The organism is Enterovibrio baiacu (assembly GCF_004120195.1).
Classification (GTDB): Bacteria; Pseudomonadota; Gammaproteobacteria; order Enterobacterales; family Vibrionaceae; genus Enterovibrio; species Enterovibrio baiacui.
Genome location: NZ_SCHN01000010.1, coordinates 132,446 through 153,469, shown reverse-complemented (window position 1 = coordinate 153,469; position 21,024 = coordinate 132,446). Strand labels below are relative to the sequence as shown.

At 47.5% G+C, this 21,024-nt stretch carries 24 protein-coding genes; 12 read left to right on the top strand and 12 right to left on the bottom strand.

Annotated features, from left to right (window positions below):
• The first annotated feature begins 132 nt into the window (after positions 1-132).
• The 3 genes from putA to putP are packed head-to-tail and all read left to right on the top strand — an operon-like array spanning position 133 to position 5,567.
• Positions 133-3,279 (top strand): bifunctional proline dehydrogenase/L-glutamate gamma-semialdehyde dehydrogenase PutA, encoded by a 3,147-nt coding sequence (gene putA, locus EQP46_RS11995; RefSeq protein WP_129493882.1) that lies wholly within the window; start codon positions 133-135, stop codon positions 3,277-3,279.
• Entirely contained in the window at positions 3,276-4,013 is a 738-nt protein-coding gene (locus EQP46_RS11990) for a delta 1-pyrroline-5-carboxylate dehydrogenase (RefSeq protein ID WP_129493881.1), read from the top strand. The genes putA and EQP46_RS11990 overlap by 4 nt, the downstream gene beginning before the upstream one ends.
• A gap of 57 nt (positions 4,014-4,070) precedes the next feature.
• Positions 4,071-5,567, top strand: coding sequence for a sodium/proline symporter PutP (gene putP / locus EQP46_RS11985; RefSeq protein WP_129493880.1), 1,497 nt, complete (start codon positions 4,071-4,073; stop codon positions 5,565-5,567).
• 108 nt (positions 5,568-5,675) lie between these two features.
• Here putP and yieH read toward each other — a convergent pair whose 3' ends face one another.
• Positions 5,676-6,368 (bottom strand): 6-phosphogluconate phosphatase, encoded by a 693-nt coding sequence (gene yieH / locus EQP46_RS11980; RefSeq protein WP_129493879.1) that lies wholly within the window; start codon positions 6,366-6,368, stop codon positions 5,676-5,678.
• A gap of 189 nt (positions 6,369-6,557) precedes the next feature.
• On the opposite strand from yieH, the gene EQP46_RS11975 reads away from it, so the two are divergent.
• Positions 6,558-7,220: a fumarylacetoacetate hydrolase family protein gene (locus EQP46_RS11975; protein ID WP_129493878.1), complete on the top strand. Its 663-nt coding sequence runs from the start codon at positions 6,558-6,560 to the stop codon at positions 7,218-7,220.
• A 31-nt stretch (positions 7,221-7,251) separates the two neighbouring features.
• On the opposite strand, the gene EQP46_RS11970 is transcribed toward EQP46_RS11975, so the two are convergent.
• On the bottom strand, positions 7,252-7,830 hold the full coding sequence (locus EQP46_RS11970) for a DUF1415 domain-containing protein (RefSeq protein WP_129493877.1): 579 nt from the start codon (positions 7,828-7,830) through the stop codon (positions 7,252-7,254).
• A gap of 243 nt (positions 7,831-8,073) precedes the next feature.
• On the opposite strand from EQP46_RS11970, the gene EQP46_RS11965 reads away from it, so the two are divergent.
• Entirely contained in the window at positions 8,074-8,328 is a 255-nt protein-coding gene (locus EQP46_RS11965) for a hypothetical protein (protein ID WP_129493876.1), read from the top strand.
• Between the two features lie 84 nt (positions 8,329-8,412).
• Here the strand turns inward: EQP46_RS11965 and EQP46_RS11960 are convergent, their stop codons facing one another.
• Together EQP46_RS11960 and EQP46_RS11955 are read right to left on the bottom strand one after the other, a co-directional pair.
• Complete coding sequence (locus EQP46_RS11960) at positions 8,413-8,919, bottom strand: CreA family protein (protein WP_129493875.1); 507 nt, start codon at positions 8,917-8,919, stop codon at positions 8,413-8,415.
• 302 nt (positions 8,920-9,221) lie between these two features.
• Positions 9,222-9,551: a hypothetical protein gene (locus EQP46_RS11955; RefSeq protein ID WP_129493874.1), complete on the bottom strand. Its 330-nt coding sequence runs from the start codon at positions 9,549-9,551 to the stop codon at positions 9,222-9,224.
• A gap of 222 nt (positions 9,552-9,773) precedes the next feature.
• Here EQP46_RS11955 and EQP46_RS11945 point away from each other — a divergent pair, with 222 nt between their 5' ends.
• The 4 genes from EQP46_RS11945 to EQP46_RS11930 all read left to right on the top strand — a co-directional run bounded on the left by EQP46_RS11945 (position 9,774) and on the right by EQP46_RS11930 (position 12,344).
• Positions 9,774-10,229 (top strand): hypothetical protein, encoded by a 456-nt coding sequence (locus EQP46_RS11945; protein ID WP_129493872.1) that lies wholly within the window; start codon positions 9,774-9,776, stop codon positions 10,227-10,229.
• A 237-nt stretch (positions 10,230-10,466) separates the two neighbouring features.
• Positions 10,467-10,985, top strand: a complete 519-nt coding sequence (locus tag EQP46_RS11940; RefSeq protein ID WP_129493871.1) for a hypothetical protein — start codon at positions 10,467-10,469, stop codon at positions 10,983-10,985.
• Positions 10,986-11,181: 196 nt separating this feature from the next.
• The gene (locus EQP46_RS11935; protein WP_129493870.1) at positions 11,182-11,652 is read left to right on the top strand and encodes an L-alanine exporter AlaE; all 471 of its coding nucleotides are present in this window, start codon (positions 11,182-11,184) and stop codon (positions 11,650-11,652) included.
• A 305-nt stretch (positions 11,653-11,957) separates the two neighbouring features.
• The gene (locus EQP46_RS11930; RefSeq protein WP_129493869.1) at positions 11,958-12,344 is read left to right on the top strand and encodes a DUF2306 domain-containing protein; all 387 of its coding nucleotides are present in this window, start codon (positions 11,958-11,960) and stop codon (positions 12,342-12,344) included.
• A 49-nt stretch (positions 12,345-12,393) separates the two neighbouring features.
• On the opposite strand, the gene EQP46_RS11925 is transcribed toward EQP46_RS11930, so the two are convergent.
• Both EQP46_RS11925 and EQP46_RS11920 read right to left on the bottom strand, forming a co-directional pair.
• Complete coding sequence (locus EQP46_RS11925; protein ID WP_129493868.1) at positions 12,394-13,311, bottom strand: LysR family transcriptional regulator; 918 nt, start codon at positions 13,309-13,311, stop codon at positions 12,394-12,396.
• A 36-nt stretch (positions 13,312-13,347) separates the two neighbouring features.
• Complete coding sequence (locus EQP46_RS11920) at positions 13,348-13,671, bottom strand: hypothetical protein (protein ID WP_129493867.1); 324 nt, start codon at positions 13,669-13,671, stop codon at positions 13,348-13,350.
• A 152-nt stretch (positions 13,672-13,823) separates the two neighbouring features.
• Here EQP46_RS11920 and EQP46_RS11915 point away from each other — a divergent pair, with 152 nt between their 5' ends.
• The 3 genes from EQP46_RS11915 to EQP46_RS11905 all read left to right on the top strand — a co-directional run bounded on the left by EQP46_RS11915 (position 13,824) and on the right by EQP46_RS11905 (position 16,906).
• Positions 13,824-14,603, top strand: a complete 780-nt coding sequence (locus tag EQP46_RS11915) for a hypothetical protein (protein WP_192545502.1) — start codon at positions 13,824-13,826, stop codon at positions 14,601-14,603.
• A 170-nt stretch (positions 14,604-14,773) separates the two neighbouring features.
• A complete protein-coding gene (locus EQP46_RS11910) occupies positions 14,774-15,685 on the top strand; it encodes a hypothetical protein (protein WP_129493865.1) in 912 nt (303 codons plus the stop codon).
• 9 nt (positions 15,686-15,694) lie between these two features.
• Complete coding sequence (locus EQP46_RS11905; protein ID WP_129493864.1) at positions 15,695-16,906, top strand: hypothetical protein; 1,212 nt, start codon at positions 15,695-15,697, stop codon at positions 16,904-16,906.
• Positions 16,907-16,989: 83 nt separating this feature from the next.
• Here EQP46_RS11905 and EQP46_RS11900 read toward each other — a convergent pair whose 3' ends face one another.
• The 6 genes from EQP46_RS11900 to EQP46_RS11875 form a co-directional block, all read right to left on the bottom strand.
• The gene (locus EQP46_RS11900; RefSeq protein ID WP_129493863.1) at positions 16,990-17,436 is read right to left on the bottom strand and encodes a hypothetical protein; all 447 of its coding nucleotides are present in this window, start codon (positions 17,434-17,436) and stop codon (positions 16,990-16,992) included.
• Between the two features lies 1 nt (position 17,437).
• Entirely contained in the window at positions 17,438-17,662 is a 225-nt protein-coding gene (locus EQP46_RS11895) for a hypothetical protein (RefSeq protein WP_129493862.1), read from the bottom strand.
• A 110-nt stretch (positions 17,663-17,772) separates the two neighbouring features.
• On the bottom strand, positions 17,773-18,459 hold the full coding sequence (locus EQP46_RS11890; protein WP_129493861.1) for a DUF2589 domain-containing protein: 687 nt from the start codon (positions 18,457-18,459) through the stop codon (positions 17,773-17,775).
• Between the two features lie 54 nt (positions 18,460-18,513).
• Complete coding sequence (locus tag EQP46_RS11885; protein WP_129493860.1) at positions 18,514-19,032, bottom strand: DUF2589 domain-containing protein; 519 nt, start codon at positions 19,030-19,032, stop codon at positions 18,514-18,516.
• Between the two features lie 363 nt (positions 19,033-19,395).
• Complete coding sequence (locus EQP46_RS11880) at positions 19,396-19,749, bottom strand: VOC family protein (RefSeq protein WP_129493859.1); 354 nt, start codon at positions 19,747-19,749, stop codon at positions 19,396-19,398.
• A gap of 353 nt (positions 19,750-20,102) precedes the next feature.
• Complete coding sequence (locus EQP46_RS11875; protein WP_129493858.1) at positions 20,103-20,990, bottom strand: helix-turn-helix domain-containing protein; 888 nt, start codon at positions 20,988-20,990, stop codon at positions 20,103-20,105.
• Between the last annotated feature and the right edge of the window lie 34 nt (positions 20,991-21,024).

Genomic DNA, 21,024 nt, shown 5'->3' with positions numbered 1-21,024 from the left:
CGGAGTTTTTTGCAATAATGCCGCAGGATTTTGAAAGACTCTCCGGCATATCGTCCATAGAATCGGTCGTTAATCTAACATACACGTAACATATGCCACTAATTTGCCGGGTAAGAGAAGAGGAATCTGCTTATGTTCAAAGCGACCGATGTACTGGTGCCAAGCCTGCTTGAGCAACCGAAAGCATCCCTTTGGCAACACATTTCAAGTCAGTACTGTGTGGACGAAAGTCAGGTACTTGAAGCATTGATCCCGTTGGCGACGCCATCAGAATCTGAACGTGCTGCAACGGAAAAGCATGCGGCGGATCTGATTGCGCGTGTACGCGCTGATAAGAAAGCCGTGCAGATGATTGATGCCCTGTTGCTGGAATACAGCCTTGATACCCGCGAAGGCATTTTGCTGATGTGTTTGGCAGAAGCGCTGATGCGCATTCCTGATGCAAAAACGGCGGATGCTTTCATTCGTGATCGTTTGGGCGTCGCGGATTGGAAAGCGCACCTCAAAAACTCTAATTCACTCTTCGTGAATGCCTCTACGTGGGGACTGATGCTAACTGGCAAGGTCGTGAACGTAGATGAGCGCGAAGAGGGTCGTCCGACAGCGGTATTGAACCGTTTGGTGAACAAGTTCTCCGAGCCTGTTATTCGTCAAGCCATGCACCAAGCCATGAAGATCATGGGGCATCAGTTCGTGCTGGGCCGTGACATTGATGAAGCACTAGACAACGGCAAAAAGCCACGCGAAAGCGGCTTCACCTATTCGTTCGACATGCTGGGCGAAGCGGCGCTGACCAAAGCAGACGCCAAAAAATACTTTAACGACTACATCGAAGCGATTGAAACCGTGGGACAGAACTTATCTGTCGGCAACGGGCCAGCGCCTTCAGTGTCGATCAAGCTTTCTGCATTGCACCCACGCTATGAAGTGGCGAACGAAGAACGTGTTATGACAGAAATGTTTGATACGGTCTTAACGCTACTCAAACGCGCACGTGAATTAAACGTGGCGATCACCATTGATGCGGAAGAAGCGGATCGTTTGGAACTGTCACTCAAACTGTTTGAGAAGCTTTTCACGCATCCAGACATTAAAGGCTGGGGGCTGTTTGGCCTTGTGGTTCAAGCGTATTCAAAGCGCGCACTGCCCGTATTGGTGTGGTTAGCGGCGCTGGCCAAAGAACACGGCACCGTTGTGCCGATGCGTTTGGTGAAAGGCGCGTATTGGGACAGCGAAATCAAATTGTCACAGCAAAACGGCCTGCCAGGTTATCCGGTCTACACCCGTAAAGAAGGCACTGATGTGGCCTACCTTGCGTGTGCCCGTTTCTTGTTATCAAAGCATGTTGAGGGGTTGATTTACCCGCAATTTGCCAGCCACAACGCTCAGACCATCTCTGCAATTTATGCCATGGCGCAACACGATACTTACGAGTTCCAGCGTCTTCATGGCATGGGCGATTCGCTTTACTACCACGCGAAAGAAATGTTTGAGCACCCGGTGCGCATATACGCGCCTGTGGGCAATCACAAAGATTTGCTGCCGTATTTGGTTCGTCGTCTGCTTGAAAACGGCGCGAACAGCTCGTTTGTTCACCGCCTTGTAGATGCACGTTGTCCGATTGCAGATTTGACCAAACACCCAGTCGATGTGTTGTTGTCACGTCCAACGTTACACAACACCAATATCCCACTGCCGGGTGCGATTTTTGGCGAAGATCGTCCGAATTCGAAAGGCGTTGCGATTGATATTGAAAGCGAATGGGAAACGTACAATCAATCGGTACAAACGTTCATGGCGTCCAACTGGAAAGCGGGCCCCATCGTCAATGGCGAGCGCCGAGTGGGCGAAGAACACCGCATTGTTGCGCCTTATGATCATCGCCTTGATGTAGGCACCATCAATTGGTCAACCGAAAGCGATGTCGATGCCGCATTGCAAGCAGCACATGACAGTGTGGATGCTTGGCAAGCACTGCCAGCCAAAGAAAGAGGTAAGTACCTACTATCGCTGGCGAACAAGCTTGAAGAGAACATGGGCGAGCTGGTAGCACTGTGTCACCGTGAAGCGGGTAAAACCATTCACGACAGCATTGATGAAGTGCGCGAAGCCGTCGATTTCTTGCGTTTCTATCCGCTAGAAGCTGACGCCATGATGGCAGAAGCAAAAACTTTCCCACGTTTTGACGGTGAACATGTCACGTTAACGCGCGCGGGTCGCGGTGTTTTCACCTGTATTAGCCCGTGGAACTTCCCGCTGGCGATTTTCATTGGCCAAATCTCAGCTGCGCTCGTCACGGGTAACACCGTTGTTGCAAAGCCTGCGGAACAAACGTCACTGATTGCTTTCCGTACCATTGAGTTGCTGCTGGAAACAGGGATCCCAGAAGGGGTGATTCATCTTCTTCCGGGAACCGGCGCGACGGTTGGCGCGAAACTTACCAGCGATCCACGCATCGCGGGCGTCGCGTTTACCGGCTCAACGCCGACCGCGCAGCGCATTAACCAAACCTTGGCATCACGAGATAGCTTACCTGTTCCCTTCATTGCGGAAACGGGCGGCCAGAATGCGATGATTGTAGACAGCACTGCGCTCCCTGAACAGGTGGTGCGTGATGTGCTGCGTTCTGCCTTTGCGTCTGCTGGCCAACGCTGTTCAGCCCTGCGTGTGCTTTACGTACAAAACGACGTGGCTGATCGTGTGTTGGATTTGGTGAAAGGTGCGATGGCGGAAATGAGCGTAGGTTTGCCGTATCTGCATTCAACGGACGTTGGCCCTGTGATTGACGAAGCTGCGCAAGCGAAGCTGCAAAACCACATCAACCAATTGTTCAAAGAAGGGCGCTTTATCGCCAAAGTGCCGATGGCAAGCGATACCCGCGTCGGCACCTTCATCACGCCTGTGGCATTTGAAATCGACAGCATTTCCCAGCTTGACCAAGAGCACTTTGGGCCGATCCTTCATGTGATCCGCTTTAAAGCCGATGAGCTCGATGCCGTGATTGATGACATCAACCACTCAGGCTTTGGCCTTACCCTTGGCGTACATAGCCGCAATGAAAGCACCTATCGCCACATTGATGCGCGAGCACGTGTGGGTAACTGCTACATCAACCGCGATCAGGTTGGTGCTGTGGTTGGCGTGCAACCGTTCGGCGGACAAGGTCTCTCGGGAACGGGTCCGAAAGCTGGCGGTCCGCACTATCTGTACCGCTTCACTCAAGAACAACTGCAACTCACCAATGACAATTCTGTCGCGAACAAGGAGGTAACGGCATGATCTTCAATCACGGTAACAATCAAATGACGCAGGTTGAGCGTGTTGCTTCTCAGTGTGTAGCGGTGTGGGAAGAATGGAACGGCGCAGGGGTGGAAGGGCGTCAAGCTGTGCTGTCTCTGTGGGCCGATATCGTTGCGGCACGGGGCGGAGAGTTTAACGCTGCTGCAAACATGATCCGTTATCAGGTTAAGCAAGCCGGTGAGGTGCTTGCACCTGTGCACCTGATGCCGGGGCCGACGGGCGAAACGAATGAATTGTATATCGCAGGGCGCGGACTGTTTTTGGTGACGGGCGATGACAGTTTGTCTGCCGTGTCATTAGCGGGTCAGCTTACTGCGTCTTTAGTGGCGGGCAATGCTGCCTTGGTTGTTGTGCCTTCTGGGCTAAACGACACCGCAGATGCCCTGTTGTCTGATCTTGTAAAAGCCAGCGCCCCAAGCCGCTTGGCTCAGAGATTAGATGAAAATGCGCTTAACGATGTGATTGAAACTGCACCGTTGAAAGGCGTTGCAGCCGTTGCCGAGGCCGATGTGCTAGTGGCAATGAACCGAAAATTGGCCGAAAGAGACGGCGTGTTGGTGCAATTTGTCGCGGAGAGCGACGGCATTCACTTACCGCTACTTGCTTCGCCAGCGTACCAACTTCGTTTCATTACGGAGCGAACGAGAACCATCAACATCACTGCAGTGGGTGGCAATGCCACACTTCTGGAACTCGGCAGTGGTGAACATTAAAACAATCCGGATATGAGCACCGAGAGCGGTGCTCAGTTTTTTTTTGAGGGAAAATGAATGATTGAGAATAGCTTTGCTATCAGCGCCACGTTTATCGTGTATTTGGTACTGATGCTAGGCATTGGTGTGTACGCCTATAAGCGAACCGCCAATTCAGAAGATTACTTTTTAGGTGGACGCTCTTTAGGCCCCTGGCCTGCCGCAATATCAGCAGGTGCATCTGATATGAGTGGTTGGCTCCTCCTTGGTTTGCCGGGTTATGCGTATGCGGCCGGTATTGAATCGCTTTGGCTAGCAGCAGGTTTGTTAGCGGGTACTTACTTAAACTGGTTAATCTGTGCAAAAAGGCTTCGTACGTTCAGTATCGAAGTGGATAACGCACTGACCTTGCCTGAATTCTTGTCGCGCCGTTTTGATGACAAGTCAAAAGCATTACAAACGATTTCTGCTTTCTTCATTTTGCTTTTCTTCCTTTTCTATACCAGTTCAGGTTTGGTTGCAGGCGGTAAATTGTTTGAGGCTGTGTTCGGTTTGGATTACAGCACCGCCGTGATTATCGGCACCGTGTGTGTGGTGTCTTACACCCTATTCGGTGGTTTTCTTGCGGTTTCTTGGACGGATTTGGTGCAAGGCTTGTTGATGGCGGCAGCGCTGTTGATCGTGCCCATTGCCACCATGGAAGGGTCGTTCTCTGATGTTGCTATGGCACTGGAAGCGAAAAATCCGGAATTGCTGACGCTTTGGAATGACGCGAAAGGCGAGCCGCTTTCAGCGATTGCGATCATTTCGCTGGTGGCGTGGGGCTTGGGTTACTTTGGTCAGCCTCATATCTTGGCGCGTTTTAAAGCAACCCGCAGCAACAAAGACATCACCACGGCACGTCGCATCGCCGTGTGCTGGAGTGCAATCTCCATGGCTGGCGCGGTGATGATCGGTTTGGTCGGTATTTTGTACGTGGATACCCACTTGAGTGGCGAGCTGGCGGATGGCGAGACCATTTTCATGATCTTGGTTAACGCGGCATTCCACCCGATCATCGCAGGTATTTTGCTGGCGGCGATTTTGGCGGCAGTCATGAGTACAGCCGATTCGCAACTGTTGGTGTCTTCTTCCGCGTTGGCCGAAGATTTCTATAAGCAAGTTTTCCGTCCAGAAGCATCAACGGGCGAAGTGGTGATGGTCGGCCGTGTGGCAGTTATCGGTATTTCAATTCTGGCACTCATGCTGGCAATGAACCCTGACAGCAGCGTGCTTGGCCTTGTGTCTTACGCGTGGGCAGGTTTTGGTGCGGCATTTGGCCCAGCATTGCTTTTGAGCCTTTTCTGGAAAGACATGAACCGCAACGGCGCACTGGCGGGTGTGTTAGTGGGCGGCATTACCGTGGTGGTTTGGAAACAGCTGACAGGTGGCATTTTCGATATCTACGAAATCGTCCCTGGCTTTATCTTGGCAGGTGTTTCAATCATCCTTGTGAGCAAGCTGACGGGCGGTGCGAGCGAGCGCGTGATGACGACATTCGACGACTACGAGCAGAGCCTAAAAACACTGCCGTAAACGTCTAACCCATCATGCTGGGCACTGCATGCTGAAAGCATAAAACAGAACGTAAAAGGGACGCCATGGCGTCCCTTTTTTCATTCCTCAAAAACGCGTTAGCGTCTGCTACATCCATCCGTTCGACAGCGGCAGTTGTTTCATCAAGGAGCGAAGTTCCTGCATCGACGAGACGGATAACACCAAAGGGTGATCGATATTCGCCTTGTTGCCTGTGTTGAAATAAATTGTGCGAATACCTGCATTGATGCCCGCTTGAACGCCGAGACTGGTGTCATCCACAAATAAACACTGGTCGAGAGGCGTTGCCATGTTCATGGCTGAGTAATGGATAAGATCGGGCGCAGGTTTCCAACTGTTGGTGTCAAACGCACTGAATAGGCGTCCGATAAAATGAGGAAGTAAACCTGTCATTTCGAGGGTCAATTTCATCTTACTGACAGGGCCATTTGATGCGACACAGACATCCACGCCTTCACCTTCAAGCATGTGCAATAAATCAGGCACGCCTTCAATGGGTTTGAGGTGATGTTCAAACAAGGCGGCACTCTTTTCACGGTAGAGTGGCTCTAGCTCATCGAGGGATATGGACAGTTGGTGACGCTCACACGTTTGCAGTAAGACATCTGCCAGTTTTCCGCCTTGGAAATTGTCCATACATTCTTGTAAATCAAGAACAACCCCGTAGTGTGCAAACACCTCAACGATCGCCATTTGGCTAAGCACTTCACTATCCACAAGTGTACCGTCGCAATCGAAGATCACGCAGGAAAGGGGGGCGTCGTAGTCAAAGGCATTCATTTGCGTTCAGCCAACCTTATTAGCAGAGTGGGATACTGTAATCCTTAACCTGACTAGCAATTACAACAACGGGGCATTTGGCAATTTGCTATCTAGGTCTTACCATCTTCCCTTTAGGAACGAAAAAACCGATCTCAGATCGAGTTTTATCAAAAGTGAAACAAAGGGTTAGCGCACAAGGAGTGGCACATGTACCAACATACGTGGAAGACAGGTGATAACGCACTGTTGTTAGTAGGAAAAGTGGTGTGCATTGGGCGCAACTACGCAGAACATGCGAAAGAACTGAACAACCCAATCCCTGATGAGCCTGTGTTGTTTTTGAAACCGTCAACAGCCTTGGTCAGTGCCGATGCTCCTCTGTTACTCCGTGAACAGTTAGCGCCTATTCACTATGAAGCGGAGTTGTCGATTCTCATCGGAAAACCGTTAACGAAGGCTACTGCTGAACAAGCGGAAGATGCCATTGCGGGCATCGGCGTTGCGCTCGATTTAACGCGGCGAGAAGCACAGAGTGAACTGAAAGCCAAAGGGCTGCCATGGGAGTTGGCAAAAGCGTTTGATGGTAGCTGCGTACAAAGCCCTTTCGTACCGTATCAGCACGATCTCGCGGGCACGGAGTATGGGCTAGACATCAATGGCGCAGCGCGTCAGCGCGGGGATACCGCCTTAATGATCACGCCAGTGCTGACTCTGCTCAGTCATGTGAGTCAGTACTTTACCTTGCTACCGGGAGATATCGTGTTAACAGGCACGCCAAAAGGCGTTGGTCAGCTCAATGATGGCGATGTGCTGACCTTAACCTTATCGGGTGACGTTTTAGCGCAGTGTCGCTGTGAAGTGTCTGCGTAAATCGCTATGTCGTGCAATGGTGAGTGAGAAATTACCCGTGTGCGCGGAACAGATACGGGAATAATGCTTTCTTCTCGTCATTCGACAAAGAACAGACGCGGTCGATGTTAATGTCAGGAATGGCATCGGCATCGCCGCCGTAATACTTCAATGCCTTTTCAATGCTGGCTTCACGGATCAGGTGAAACACCGGATACGGAGATCGGTTGGTCAGGTTACTTTCATCTTCAGGCTCGACATCCGCAAAGCAATAATCGGGGTGGAAGCTGGCAATCTGATAAATCCCGCGCCAGCCGAATTGCTCGATGATCATGTCTGCGACATCCAAAAACTGGTTGTAGTCATCAAAGTCTTGAAAGTAATTCGGTGTCACGACCAAGGTGGTTTCAAGATTGGCCACGTCGCTGCTTTCTAGCAGATTCAGTTCCGTCAGCAAGCTCTCCATGACCGCTTCATCAGTGTTTCCTTCACACACTTCGATTTTGATCTGTTTATTGCGCTGTGGTTTTGCAGCGAAAGGGCAGAGGTTCAAGCCGATAACGACGTTTTCTAGCCATTCTGTTGTTTGCGCTTCTACGTCTTGAAGAGAAGCAGTGTGTGTGGATGTCATGGGTAGATCCTGAATTGTTGAGACAGGGTATCTTAACGGCGTAACCTGGGAAACCCAACGATTACCTCGTGTTTATTCTTCGTTTATTTTGGGGTAACGAAGTGACTGTTTTTCCTTAAAAATCGCCTCTCGCATCTGATGTATTGAAACCGCGCTGGTTGAAAATCATTCGCATTTCTCTTGAATAACGTCATTTGATCTTTTAAAGTGTATTTTAAATGCATCTTTAAAAGGAAAAGCATAATGACGACACAAGTGATGTTAGACAACCCTCAAGGTATTGATTTTAAGCGAGTAACGCAGGTCGGTGGTGTGCTCATGTTTTTGTCAGCGCTGATGATGATTGGTTCTCTGCTGGTGAGTTTTCCCTTTGCAGATGCATTTTCCATCACCCATCAAACCATTGCACACATCATGACCATCGTATTGGCTGGCGTGTTTAAAGTGGGTTACGTCACCTATATCGTGGGCAGATACGAGCGAAAATTACCGTGCTAGGTGAAATGTTGGCGGGGTTTTCAGAGAGGATTCGCGCCTCTCACGAAGACAGGAGGTTCTTCATGAAAGGCGCGAAAAGGGGTATTACTCAACCTCGGTTGGCGCTTTCCACGCCTTGGTTCCCCAAAGTGGCACAGTAGACAAGCTGTGTTTATGGCTGCCTTGTGTTTCTTTGGTTGAGTAAGACAAATACATCAGCGTTTGGTTTTGAGCATCGAAAATACGGCGGATCTTCATCGATTTGAACAAGATACTTTTCGAAGCCGTAAACACCACTTCACCTGATTTTGAACGGTCAACGTTCGCGATCATCTCGTCGGTAATTTCACCGGTCTGACGGCATGAAATGCCCATGTCAGAAGGGTCTGAAAAATCCAAATCTGCTTTCACATGGCTAATGTGACAGGTCACCCCTGGCACCTCAGGATCGTTGAAAATTTGGATCTTGATGTCTTTGGTGGTGAACAAGCCCAAGCTTACGTCACCCACTTCATCGTCGGAACAAGCCGAGACAGTCAAAGCGATAACGGTAGCCGCAAAAACAGGGCGCGCATAAGTTTTGAATGAATCAATCATTGAGCGTGGCAACATAACCTTAAAAACCTATCGAAATGAAGTAACAATGCACTGTAACAGTGGTGGCTTAAGTTGTCATATCTCTTTCAATTTTCACAATGATTCGACAAAAACCATCCATCGGAAAAACAAAGACTGCACAGTGGAAGTCTGAGTCACCGAAAAGTGAGTGATAAGGCAAAGATTTCTTCGATGCGGGTACGCACCGAGCACACATTTTGCCGCACTAACAGGCGATAAAAGTGTAGAGAATGAAAACGCACGCCGGTGGAGTTGGGCGTGCGTCATGCTTTGACAAAGAGGGCTCGCGGTGGCAATTAATCGAATTGCGCATCCCCTGGGCGGCGATCAAGTGTTTCAGGTTCAAACGTAATGATCACGTCGTAGGCATCGCAATAGCTTGCAGTGAGGCTGTATTTCTCACGTGATGCCGCAATCTTTCGCTCTGCAATGCGTCGTTTATCAGGTCCGTTTCGGGTTGAACTGAAAATACGCTGCTGCGTGAACAGTTCCTGTGTGAATTTTTGCTTACAAATAGACTCGTTGCGTTCAGTGACGACTTCCCCAAGCTCAGTTTTTTCTGCTGAGGCCATTCCTGGAAGAAGCGCGATGCCAAATACTATCGATTTTACAAGGGGGTAGCGCATAATCTTGACCTAGCGTAGTGACCGTATGTTTAAAGATAGTCTACGGTTTACCGCCTCTCAACTGAGACTGCATTCTCATTGTCGAACCCGTTCAATTTTTGAGAAGGTCACGAAACTGGTTACAAAGTCAGCGTTGGTTAACATTCCTGCGAAAAGAGAGGTGATGACAGAAAAAGTAGGCGTTATCTTCATCTCTTTCAGGGAATGACAACGACACAACTTATGCAAAAACAGGTCAATAGTTCGTATTTACAGCTTTTCATGCGCGAGTCGAGCACGGCAGCTTTGCTCGATATTGAACAACTTCCTGACATGTCTGATGTCGACGCCATTGCGTTGTTTGACTGGATGTCTGGAAAACGCCCTTTTACTCATCAAGAAGTGAGCGGACAACGTTGGATAAAATCCTGCAGTGCAGGGTATGTCACCGAATTGTTCCTGCACCACGATGGCACCCTCGAAGAATTCACACTCTTTAATCGACTGCCGACCAAAGGGTCATGGAAACTTGAACAAGGTGTGCTTGATCTCGACATCACCAAAGGCGAAAACACGTATCGCAGTCGAGTGATTGCCAACAAAGCCGTGAACATTCACTCCGCGATCGAATATAAAAATGGCGAGCTGCATGCCTACCTCAAAATCGCTCATGTCGTTCCGGTTGCTGAAAGCGCATAACTCACGACGCGATATCCAATCCAAAAGCCCGCCCTCGCGGGCTTTTTTGTCTTTGGAGCCTAATCTCTTCCGGTGACTTGGGTATCTCAGGCACCGCGTTTTCTTTCACGAAGCCAAGTGGAATGTGATGTTGAGCTATAAATGTAAGTAAGCAATGAAGAAAAGGGTCGAATGTCGGGTCATTGTGCATGCCACTTTTAAAAAGCGGTGTGAAGGGACGTTGAGAGGATGAAGGACATGCGATTACCAATACCCACATGGGCTATTGTGGCAACAGGCTTAGTGCTGAACGTGGCAGCGGCACTCATGACAAACTTTGTGATTGATGATTTAGGCGAGAAAGCGACTGCGGTGGCGGAGCGTCAAACCAATAACAACCAACTCATTCAGCTCAGTTGGCAACAAGCAGACGCCTTAGAGCGACGCAGAGAGGCGATCTTGGTTGTACTCGCGTTAACCCCTGCCGACATCCGAGTGTCCGAGTCTGTGGCTGTCACACTGTTAGATGCCTTCACGGACATGAATGACACCCCGCTCACCCGTGAAAATATGCCGTCCATCATGGCTAAAATTAATGACCAGCAGGATCTCCTAAGAAATAAGATAGACACGCTATATCTGGATAACCTCCAAATGGCGGAAAATCAGTACGAATTTAACCGCAAAATCTCTGCCTATCGAAATCTCGCATTGTTCCTTCAAGTCTTTGGCCTCGCGCTTATCATGGCAAGAGACCTCAATAGAAAGCAGGATTGAACAATTCATAATCAGTGTCTTTAATTGTGATAATTCTAATAGTTCATGAGGCTATTTTTTGGGTTCAAATAAGAATAAATAACTGGATATATTTTAAAATATAGCGCCTAACTCCACCCATGTTTTGTTTTAATAGTGATCGATTTCGTGGCCCCTTTGCCACTGTTTTGATTGCGATTTTGAGGGTGTGAGATAGATGAAAGGCGCTTCCCGCGTTCGGAGTGTCGTGGCTGACATGTTTGCCATGGTAGTGTTTTGTTTTGTTACTGGCATGATGATCGAGATTTTCGTGTCTGGTATGACGTTAGAACAGTCGTTAGCATCGCGTCTGTTGTCTATTCCCGTCAACATTCTGATCGCGTGGCCTTATGGTGTTTTCCGCGACAGCGTGATCAAATTTGCACAGCGCAGTTTCGCCTCTCGTTTAACCAAGCGCGTGGCTGATTTCTTCGCTTACGTGACCTTTCAATCCCCGGTTTACGCGGCGATCTTGCTCACGGTGGGTGCAGACCCAAGCCAGATTCTGACCGCTGTTGCCAGTAACGCATTGCTGTCTGGTGTACTCGGTATGTTCTACGGGGTGTTCCTAGAGCGCTGTCGCCGCTTGTTCCGCGTACCTGCGCCAATACAGGTTGATGCCTCAATGAATGCACAAATGAACGCATGATGTGAGTGGCGCAAGCCAGAGCAATACCAGAAAGAGAGGGTGCCTAATGGGTGCCCTTTTTTATTGTTTCAGCGACGCAAAGGCACACGCAAACGTATTTTGCTCCGAAGCACTTTCCTGCCAGTAACAACCAGCCGATTTAAGAACCCTCGTCTCGAACTTGGACGTCGGTGATTTTCGTTAAATCCCCGCTATTGCTAAGTGCGTTTCAGATATCTGTCGAAAAATATGGTGCTGCTTTTCGTTGATTGTGGCCCGTTTGTTACGGTGATGAAGAAACCTGGCGAAGAGGGACGGAGACGGAAATGGAAAACATGGGGTTGGTTTACTTTCACTTAATGACGGCAGTTGCATCGTTTTGTATTGGGTCGTTTTTGCTTATCAGGCGAAAAGGGAGTCAAAACCACAAGCAATTGGGGAAGGTATACATGCTGTTAATGTTGGCAACGGCCATGTCAGCGTTGTTTATTCCCGCTCAAGTTGGCCCACAAGTGTTTTACCATTTTGGCTATATTCACATTCTCAGCCTCGTTACCTTGTACACAGTACCAGAAGCGTTCTTTGCGATAAGACGAGGCGATATCAAGAAACACCGTAATGCGATGGTGATCCTTTACGTGATGGCGCTGGTGGTTGCTGGATCGTTCGCGTTCATGCCGGGCCGATTACTGCATTCATGGCTGATTATCTAACGAGGGCGTGTGATGCTTTCTCAAGCAAAAAGCGATGCTGTGATAAGCGTTAATGCTTTCCCTGAGATATCGCCATAAACCAAGAAATGACCTTCTCAACGCGTTTTGGCTCGCTGCCCGGATTCAGTTTTACAATGTAAATGTCGTTGAATAATGGCTTCGAGTCCTCAGCGTTAACATGCCACTCGTTCATTTGCCCACTGTCGAGGTATTGCTGTATGCAGTGCCGGGGGAAAATGGAGATACCAAGGCCACCCAGAACCATCAAAATAGCGCCTTCGATGCTGTTGATACGGCCTGCAAAGTGAACGGAGAGGTCGTTGACTGAATCGAGTTGCGGGAAGAAATGCTGACGCCAATAATTGAAATACACCCCCATGCCGGGGTATTCGATGTAGTTGTAATTGAGCATGCTTTTTTCATTTAAGCCAGATACGTCGGTGATTGGCGCGCCCACCATGACATACTCCTCCTGACAGAATTCGTAGTATTTCAGACGTGGGTGATCCACCTTCTCGGTGACGAACCCAAAATCAACCTGCCCAGATAACACTTTCTCAAAGACCTGTTTGTTGTGTGTGAGCGTGAGGTCTATTTCGAGCTCGGGGTAGTTGAGCCGACGTTCTAAAAGCATGGGAAAGTGCGGCGACAGCAAGCAAGAGGGCGGCATGGCGTAGGACACGATGCCTTCTATCTGGTGGTAGTCGTTCTTCACTTCCAGAGAAAAATCGCTGTTCAAATCTTCGAGGTTTTTGATGTGTTGCAGTAATTTTTTGCCCGCATCCGTGATGATGGGGCATTTGGGGGTGCGAACAAACAGCTCATAGCCCACTTGCTCTTCTAAGCTTTTGATGTGTTTGCTGATGTTGGCTTGTGTCATGGCGGCAATGTCAGCGGCATCATTGAAACTTCGTGATTCCGCGACAGCCTTAAATGCCCTAAACAGCTTCGGATCCAAATGCATCATGGTAATACCGCCTTTTCTTGAATGTAAGAAAGTTGCCTAGCTGATCTTTTGGATTTTCAATGGGTTCAATGAATTCACTTCTAAGGCAAAGCTGTTATTCAGCATGTCATCAAGTTCCTGATTTTCATCGCGAATGGTTTGAGTGATGTCCACTTTTCGATCACCGATATCGCTCAGAATTCGAATGCCATTAATAAAGCCATTTTTTAGATTCCCATATTCTATTTGAACCGAATTGAATGCCTTTACAGTAAATGTTTTTGTTTCTGATACTTGTGGTCTTTTTTCACTGTCACTGCCAAGAAGTAACGTGACAATAATGCACCACTCTGTGTTGTTTATAATGGTTTTTTTGAACATTTTACCCCCTATCAATACGTTTTCGCAGGGAGTTTAATGTTTGTTCTTTTAATGGAAAATTGAAAATCTAATTTGTTATAAGGGCTATAACAAAGTCGACTTGTCACTTTTACTTATGCTCTCCATACTCAAGCATACACTGTTATGTCGGATTGATGGTAACCATGAGTAATAAAATAACACCGGATGGAATTCGTATATGGCAAGGTTATCGCAATGAACTGTACCGCAACGATATTAATGGCTTCTTGAAAAAACTTGGGGATATATTTATTCCTATCACCGTGCAACTGATGACCCCTATGGGTCTGAATATGTACTATCCGTCCATTGTTCCGCACGCTGGGTCATCCCGTTTGTCTGCCTTGCCTGACGAAGTGGCATTGGTCGGTTATCCTTCCCAAGATGTTTATACAGCAGCCAGCAAAGGTTCCGTTGCGGGGCGATCTTACGGTGCGCTTCACAGTACCGTCTTCAATTTTTCCGCAACAGACATCCCTGCGAGTACGTCTGATTTTCCCATTATTTATCAAGGGAATGCCTCTTTTAAATGGAACGTCCCCTTTTATTTTTCTGGTCAAGCCATTGATTGGAAAATATTAAATGTAGGGGTGATGATTTGGGAATGGGCGGAAGGGGATAACTCGCTCAATGCGACAGAACTGCTGGGGTTATGTGCTGACACCCTAAAAAATGACGCGAACACCGTTGAAATCATCACCGTGCTTCGGCGTCAATATGGGGTGCTCTGGTTCGCCGCGAGTGCGGCAGAGTTTCCACACGATATTGTTCAAATGCTAACGCGAATGCAAAGCACATTGGCGTTGAAAACGTTTCATCACCTCACTTTCGTTGACACACTTTTTTGCAAAAACGATCCAGGAATAAATGTTACTTCAGGTCAAGCGCTCGATGTTCGCTTATCACCGTAATGGTTTTTAACACGTAATAAAAAACACGATCGTTTTATTTTAATGTTATTAAATTCCGATCTTAATATTGTTTCATATTGATTTCGGATTTAATGATGGCCAATTAAGAAATATCACAGTGCGTAATCCCCTTAATCGTTCTTTAATGTCATGATGAATAGGAGTTAATTATGAGTAAAAGCACACTGGTTGATGTGACGGTATTACCTGATACTTCAATTTCTTTGAAATCTTTGTCCGATGTACACATCCCCGCTTTTTGTAATAATGCCATCGCGAGCACCAGTATTGGTATCAATGGACAGTCATATTCAATATTTATTCAAGAGGATGCAGTCAGCCTTACTCTCTGTAAAAGCTATGATGCTTCCTCTGATGCCTATTTTGTCGAAGACAGGACGATCACGCTTGAGCACCCCGTTGAAACGTTAAAAGGCTTTTATTTTGGCGACCAACCCTGGCTTATCTGCTATCACTCGGACTTTGAATATTCGCAATGTTACCGAATCAACACAGCAGATCTGACGTTAGAGAAAGTGGTCGCGACGCGCGTAGGGACAGGGTTCACGACCATCGCCCCGCTTTACTATCGCAACGACGTGTTTTTTGTGGCCTACAACAAAAACACGGGTGCCGTGGCGAAGTATCAAATGATGTCGCCAGCCTATTCACCGCTTTATTGTCAGGTGAGTTGGTCTGCTACTTGGGCGCAAGGCTGGACGCGGTTTGCCTTCTTTCGTTTAGGGGGAGAAAACTTCTTCATTAAAACCAACGAAAAATACAGCAAGGTGAACATCGATCATTTCATGGACAGCATCAATCTGGGTTCTCATCCCGTGCTGAATGAATCGGCCACGCCACTCATGTTAGGGCTAACGGATGTACAGACCTTCTATGACACTAACAATGCCCCGTATTTCTATACCTACCAGCCTGATGGAAGCATGACGTTTAATCGATTTGATGGTGATTGTGACGGCTGGAAAGTGGCACTCACTTGCCAACAGGCTGCGGACAGTTCTCTGCGTCATACGGTTCAACTGCCCGAAAGAGTGCTGATCTTGCTGTGTCAAAACAAATAAGGAGCGTCTATGTTGTCTCGTTACACTGATACCAATATTACCCCTGTTAAAGCCCCGACTGTTGCTTCGACGCCGCCTTCAGCCTGCGCTGAGATCCCTTTACCTGCGGTGAACTGGCAAGCGATTGGTCAAACCGCGCCAACGCCGCTTGAGGGTGACATCGATACCCATTCTTTATCTACTAATGGTCTCCCTCACGCCGATATGATTCTTGTCACTTGGACATCGGCTGAATGGTCAGCACTTGATCATGTCATGCTAAACAGCGCTACGCCACGTGCTTCCGACGATGTTGCATGGCGTCAGAAATGGTTTAGCTATTTCAATGACAACACGATTAATGCATACAGTGAAGATTCAACCAGCGATCCGCTGTTTCACTTTCAACTGGTTGGCATTACCAACGCGCTGGGTGAACAACAACGGGTGTTGTTGGTGAAATCGCAGGTGCATTTGGCGCATCCCCCTTGGATTGCAGGGTTGGAATCCATGCTTGATACCTTGTTCGCGCACTCGGGCGCGAAACGTATTGTGTCAACAGGGACGGCGGGAGGCGGCTCTATCACTGACATGTTAGGGGCGGCCATCGTGACGAACATGGCCAAGATTGATTTAGAGAAACCTGAAAATGACACCTGTGGGTATAACCATCAAACGTTTCGCTGTGAGACCTGGTTCCCTTCAGAGGCGCTTTACCCCTCAACGCAGCAATCCTTGATGTTTGCGATGGACCAAGTTTGGAATACAGACACTATTGCCGACGCCATTGAGGAACTCAATCAGGGCCAGAATGATGACGCGGATGAAGCGCCAGATACGAGCAACACAAGCGCATCGAATGTCGCCTACCACTATGCGGATTTGATCAACGCACCGCTTTCTCCTGACAATCTCACCCAAGCTCAAATCAAAGTGGCTAAGGACCAACCTCTGCTGACCACTGATTTTTACTACATAGAAGAAACCGAACGCAGCAGCCCTTATTGCTTTCTGGAGATGGATGATGCGGTGATTGCCCATCAAGCAGAAAGCGCGGGCCTTGAGTATGCGTTTATCCGCAATGTTTCTGACCCCATAGTGGCAACACACACTGCTTCAGGAGAGCCCATTCCTGAATCCGTACGCGGTAATTGGTCTGGGATTGTTTACAGCCGTTGTGGGTTTTACAGCAGCTTTAACAGCGTATTAATGAGCTGGGCGGCGATTGCGGGTTCTTGTTAACACGGTATGTTGATGGCGTCTAAAAACAAACAAGCCACTTGAATCTTATAAGATTCAAGTGGCTTGTCGCTTTGGTATGAAGACTAAGGATACTTTGCCAACTTGCCTGCAATTTTGCTCGCTTTCCCTGAGAGTAAACAGTGGTCTGCATTGTTGGGAAGAGGGTCCGTGACCACTTTCGCCCCAATTTTGTTGAGCCCCACGACGGTAGAAACACAATACTGACCGTATCCACCGATGCCCGTGAGGTAATTGCCGTATTTCGCTTTATCACTGGTCACCGTGGTGCAGTTAACACTCAGTCCTGAAATGGTGTCGCCATCACCGGCAACATGCACACCACTCCCGTTTTTAAACGCGGTTGCGCTGCATTGGCCTGCTCGGATCACTAATCCGGTTTTTAATGTCGCGCCCAAAAGCGCATCGTCGGCGGACACGGATGACCCGGTTTGGCCGTTACAGCCCAAAATAGAAAGAATGAGAGTGGGGATAAGGGCTTTTTTCAGCATCGAATGATTGAAGTGTGTCATCTTACTGTTCTCCTAATGCATTCGCCGACGCGGCATTCGCTTTTTCATTCAGCTTTTGTAACTCAGCGAACCCTTCAACGGCTTTACTTAATTGAGGCTGACTTGCGGGATGCAAACTGATAGATGCATTGCACCGTGGACAACTAAATGCGCGGCCAGCCAATAGTAAATTCAAATCAAAATAAATGCTCACGTTGCAATCTGGGCAAGGTATTTGATTCTTCATGATAATATTCCTTAAAAACAGCCCGAATTAATAACGTTGTTTTGACGTTTTTGTTATTAAATCGGGCAATATATTTTTATAAAGTTGAATAGATAAATTTGACCTGTTTATTATGCATCTTCAGCTTTTTTTGAGGAGCCGAGTGTAATTGGACTAATACTGTTCGAGAAAGCTTGAATAATGGTGGTGACACCTTGTGGTAATGGTAATTGCCCTGCACCAACACTCACAGTATATTTTGCATTATTGCTTTTTTGATACGTGGACTTTTGACTTGAAGCCGATTGACTGTCATGACTAATACTGCCTTTTACTTCAACCGACCACCAGCCTTCACCGAGTTTAGCGTCGAAACTTCCTTGTTCACTGGTGCTGCTTGATGACGATTGAGAAGATTCATCAGAATAGCTAGATTTCACTTCCATTTCGAAATCAACTTGCACTGTTTCCACACCCAAAGAATTTAATGGAATAATGGTAAGGAGTGGCACATCAAATTGAGTCGTGACTTGTTCGATACTCACATCAGGTTTTTCACCGTCTTTGGCTTCCCCTTCAGCAATAACCCCACGGGTAATTTGCATTGTCACCATAATAGGGGTGAGAGAGGTTTCATCTTTCGTGTCCGTGTTCTTATTAAAGCAAGTATCTAACATGAATTTCGTCTGGGTGACGGCCATCATACTGTTGGCTTGAGCCGCCGCATTCAGCGGGCCGCCAATCAATGAACGCATAGGAAGGCCGGCAAATTGTTGGGCCATTGAGACGAGGGCTGGGCCGTTGCTTACTTCTGGCATAATATTGCTCCTGATTGTGGTTTAGTGTCTAGGGGTAACGCCAGCAAAAATCCTCTATCCTGGGATCTGTGCTCTGAGTGCTCTGTCATAGCCTTCAATTAATTTCTTGAGGCCTTCTGGTGGTTCATCGGCGTTAATGACAATTTCTAATTCAGCCAATGAATGGGAAGATTTATCGGCATTAAATAATCCGGATTTTTTAGTGCTTGGGAAGGCAATTTCCAATGAGTTATCTTCTTTTACGCCCACTTCTAATTCTGTTTTAAATCTCACTTCGCTTATTCTTGGCGCAGTAACAGGGACAATAGTAAGAAGAGGAACATCGACCCCCACTGTTTTAATGCCATCCGATGTTTCATAAGGGTATTCAATCGTCACATATTTAGGTCGATATAATGTGCGGTTATCAGTTTGGTTTGCGTTAGGGTTTCCGCTGTCTTGTAAATTTCCATTTTCATTTGGGATCTGATCAAAAAAATGCTGAAACAGTTCTTGGTTTTGATCTTGTAATTTCTGATTAGCATTAGCCACGCTTAAATGCACAACAGATACTAACGAATCTAAATTGATCATGACTTCACCCTTTTGTTCTCAATCAATATGGTGAAATTATTATTGAGGTGTATCTAATACACAAATCGGATATGGAATATGCGCTATAACAGCATGGAAAAAGAACAGGGTTAAATGCTTGGCTTTAATTTAAAGATATAAATGTAATGAAGAAAATGTCGGGGAATATTGCGAGGGTAGGGTGTTTCTTAATCATTCATAAAAGGCTTTATCGCATGGAATATGCCCTTGATAGAAGCGGTGATTGGAGAGTGAGGAGTGAATGCATGAAAGTCATGAACAGCAACGTCACGCATAAAAAAGAAGGTGCCTTCGACCGAGAGGGCACCTATGGTCCATGACTGACTGTTATTTATCTGGCCACTATTTATCTGACCACACTGCAAATTCGTTGCCGCTTGGCTCGACGAAATGGAAGCGTCTTCCACCGGGAAAATCGAAGATTGCTTGCACAATTTTGCCGCCGGTTTGGCGAACGTTGATTTCCGTTTGTTCTAGGGAATCACTATAAAACACGATCAATGCGCCGCCTTGGCTTGGTTCTGAGTGCATGTCTGCGCGGTAAAAGCCCCCATCAAGACCTTCATCAGAAAAGGCGGTGTAATCTGGACCATAGTCGGTGAATGTCCAGCCAAAGGCTTCAGAGAAAAAGGATTTGGTAGCGAGTAAATCGCGGGCTGGAAACTCAACGTAATTGATCTTGCCGTGTTGATGCATCGGTGCACTCCGGTGATATGGCCAATGCGGTGCGTCCAAGTGCCCGAACTGGCAACCGCAATGCCTCTGCTAATTGACTGAATCCATCTTAATGGAACGCGCGCTATTTCATTGAGATCAAAGGCGCTTTCTAAAAAATACACTTGTCAAAATTGTGGTTAAACCTTCATCACGTGAAATCAATCGAAGGTGTCAGTGATACAACATCAATTTGCAGTCGGAATTGGGAATGAAGGTAGATAAAAACCACTCTATTTCAGAATTCTAGCAACATATTGTCTGCTAGATTCGCGTTTGACACTTGTGAGTCCCCCTGTTTTATGGGTTTTCTCATTTTTGTCTCACTCAACGATTCAGGTCATTGAGGTTTGCGATGCATGTTTCTTGCGGTAGGCGAGAGGGCTTAATCCGTTAATTCTCCGAAAATGGCGGCTGAAATTCGCGAGGTTATGAAACCCCACCGTTTGACTGATGTCGGCGATAGTATCGCTGGTATCACTCAGCAAGACGCAAGCGCGTTGAATACGCACGCGGTTTACAAAGTCAGTAAATCTATGGCCTGACGCCTGATGGAAAAACCGTGAGAAGTACGATTCAGTCATACCCAGTTTGTCTGATAACGTTTTGAGTCGAATGGGGTGTTGGTAGTTTTGCATGACGTAATCGACCACCTCGTTAATTCGGCTTTGCACTGTGCCTGGTTCTTTGATTTCAGATGCAGGCATGTTCGAGAGCACGCGGGTATTGCGCTTGCTGAGGTAGTCGATAAAAGAAAGAAAATGCACAAGCTTAGTCACGCCCTCACTTTCTCTTACTTTACGAAAATAATCCACGGCACTGTCAAAAGGAACATCAAGAAACTCAATCCCCATTTTGGCCTGCTCTAAAATGCGCGCGAATTGCGCCAGTTCAGGAAACGATTTTGCCGCCGTATAAAAAAGGTCAGGTTTAAACAGAATCACCATATCGCGTAACTCATGGGTTTCACCGGGTTGCAGCGTGCTCTCCCAATTGTGAGGAAGCCAAGGGCCAACAAGCGTGAGCTGGCCGGGTGAAAAAGGCCCTAAATGGTTACCAATCATGGCCTTACCATTTGTCTTCACAATCAAATGAAGTTCATACTGCTCATGGACATGCCAATGGATACTGTGATGAGGAACCCCATGTTCTTTGTAGTATACCGACTCATCATTGATTTGAATGAACTCCCAAACGGGGTCTTTCGTACTCGGCTCTGACATTAGATGCTCCTCGGGTAGGGGCTTATACATCGTA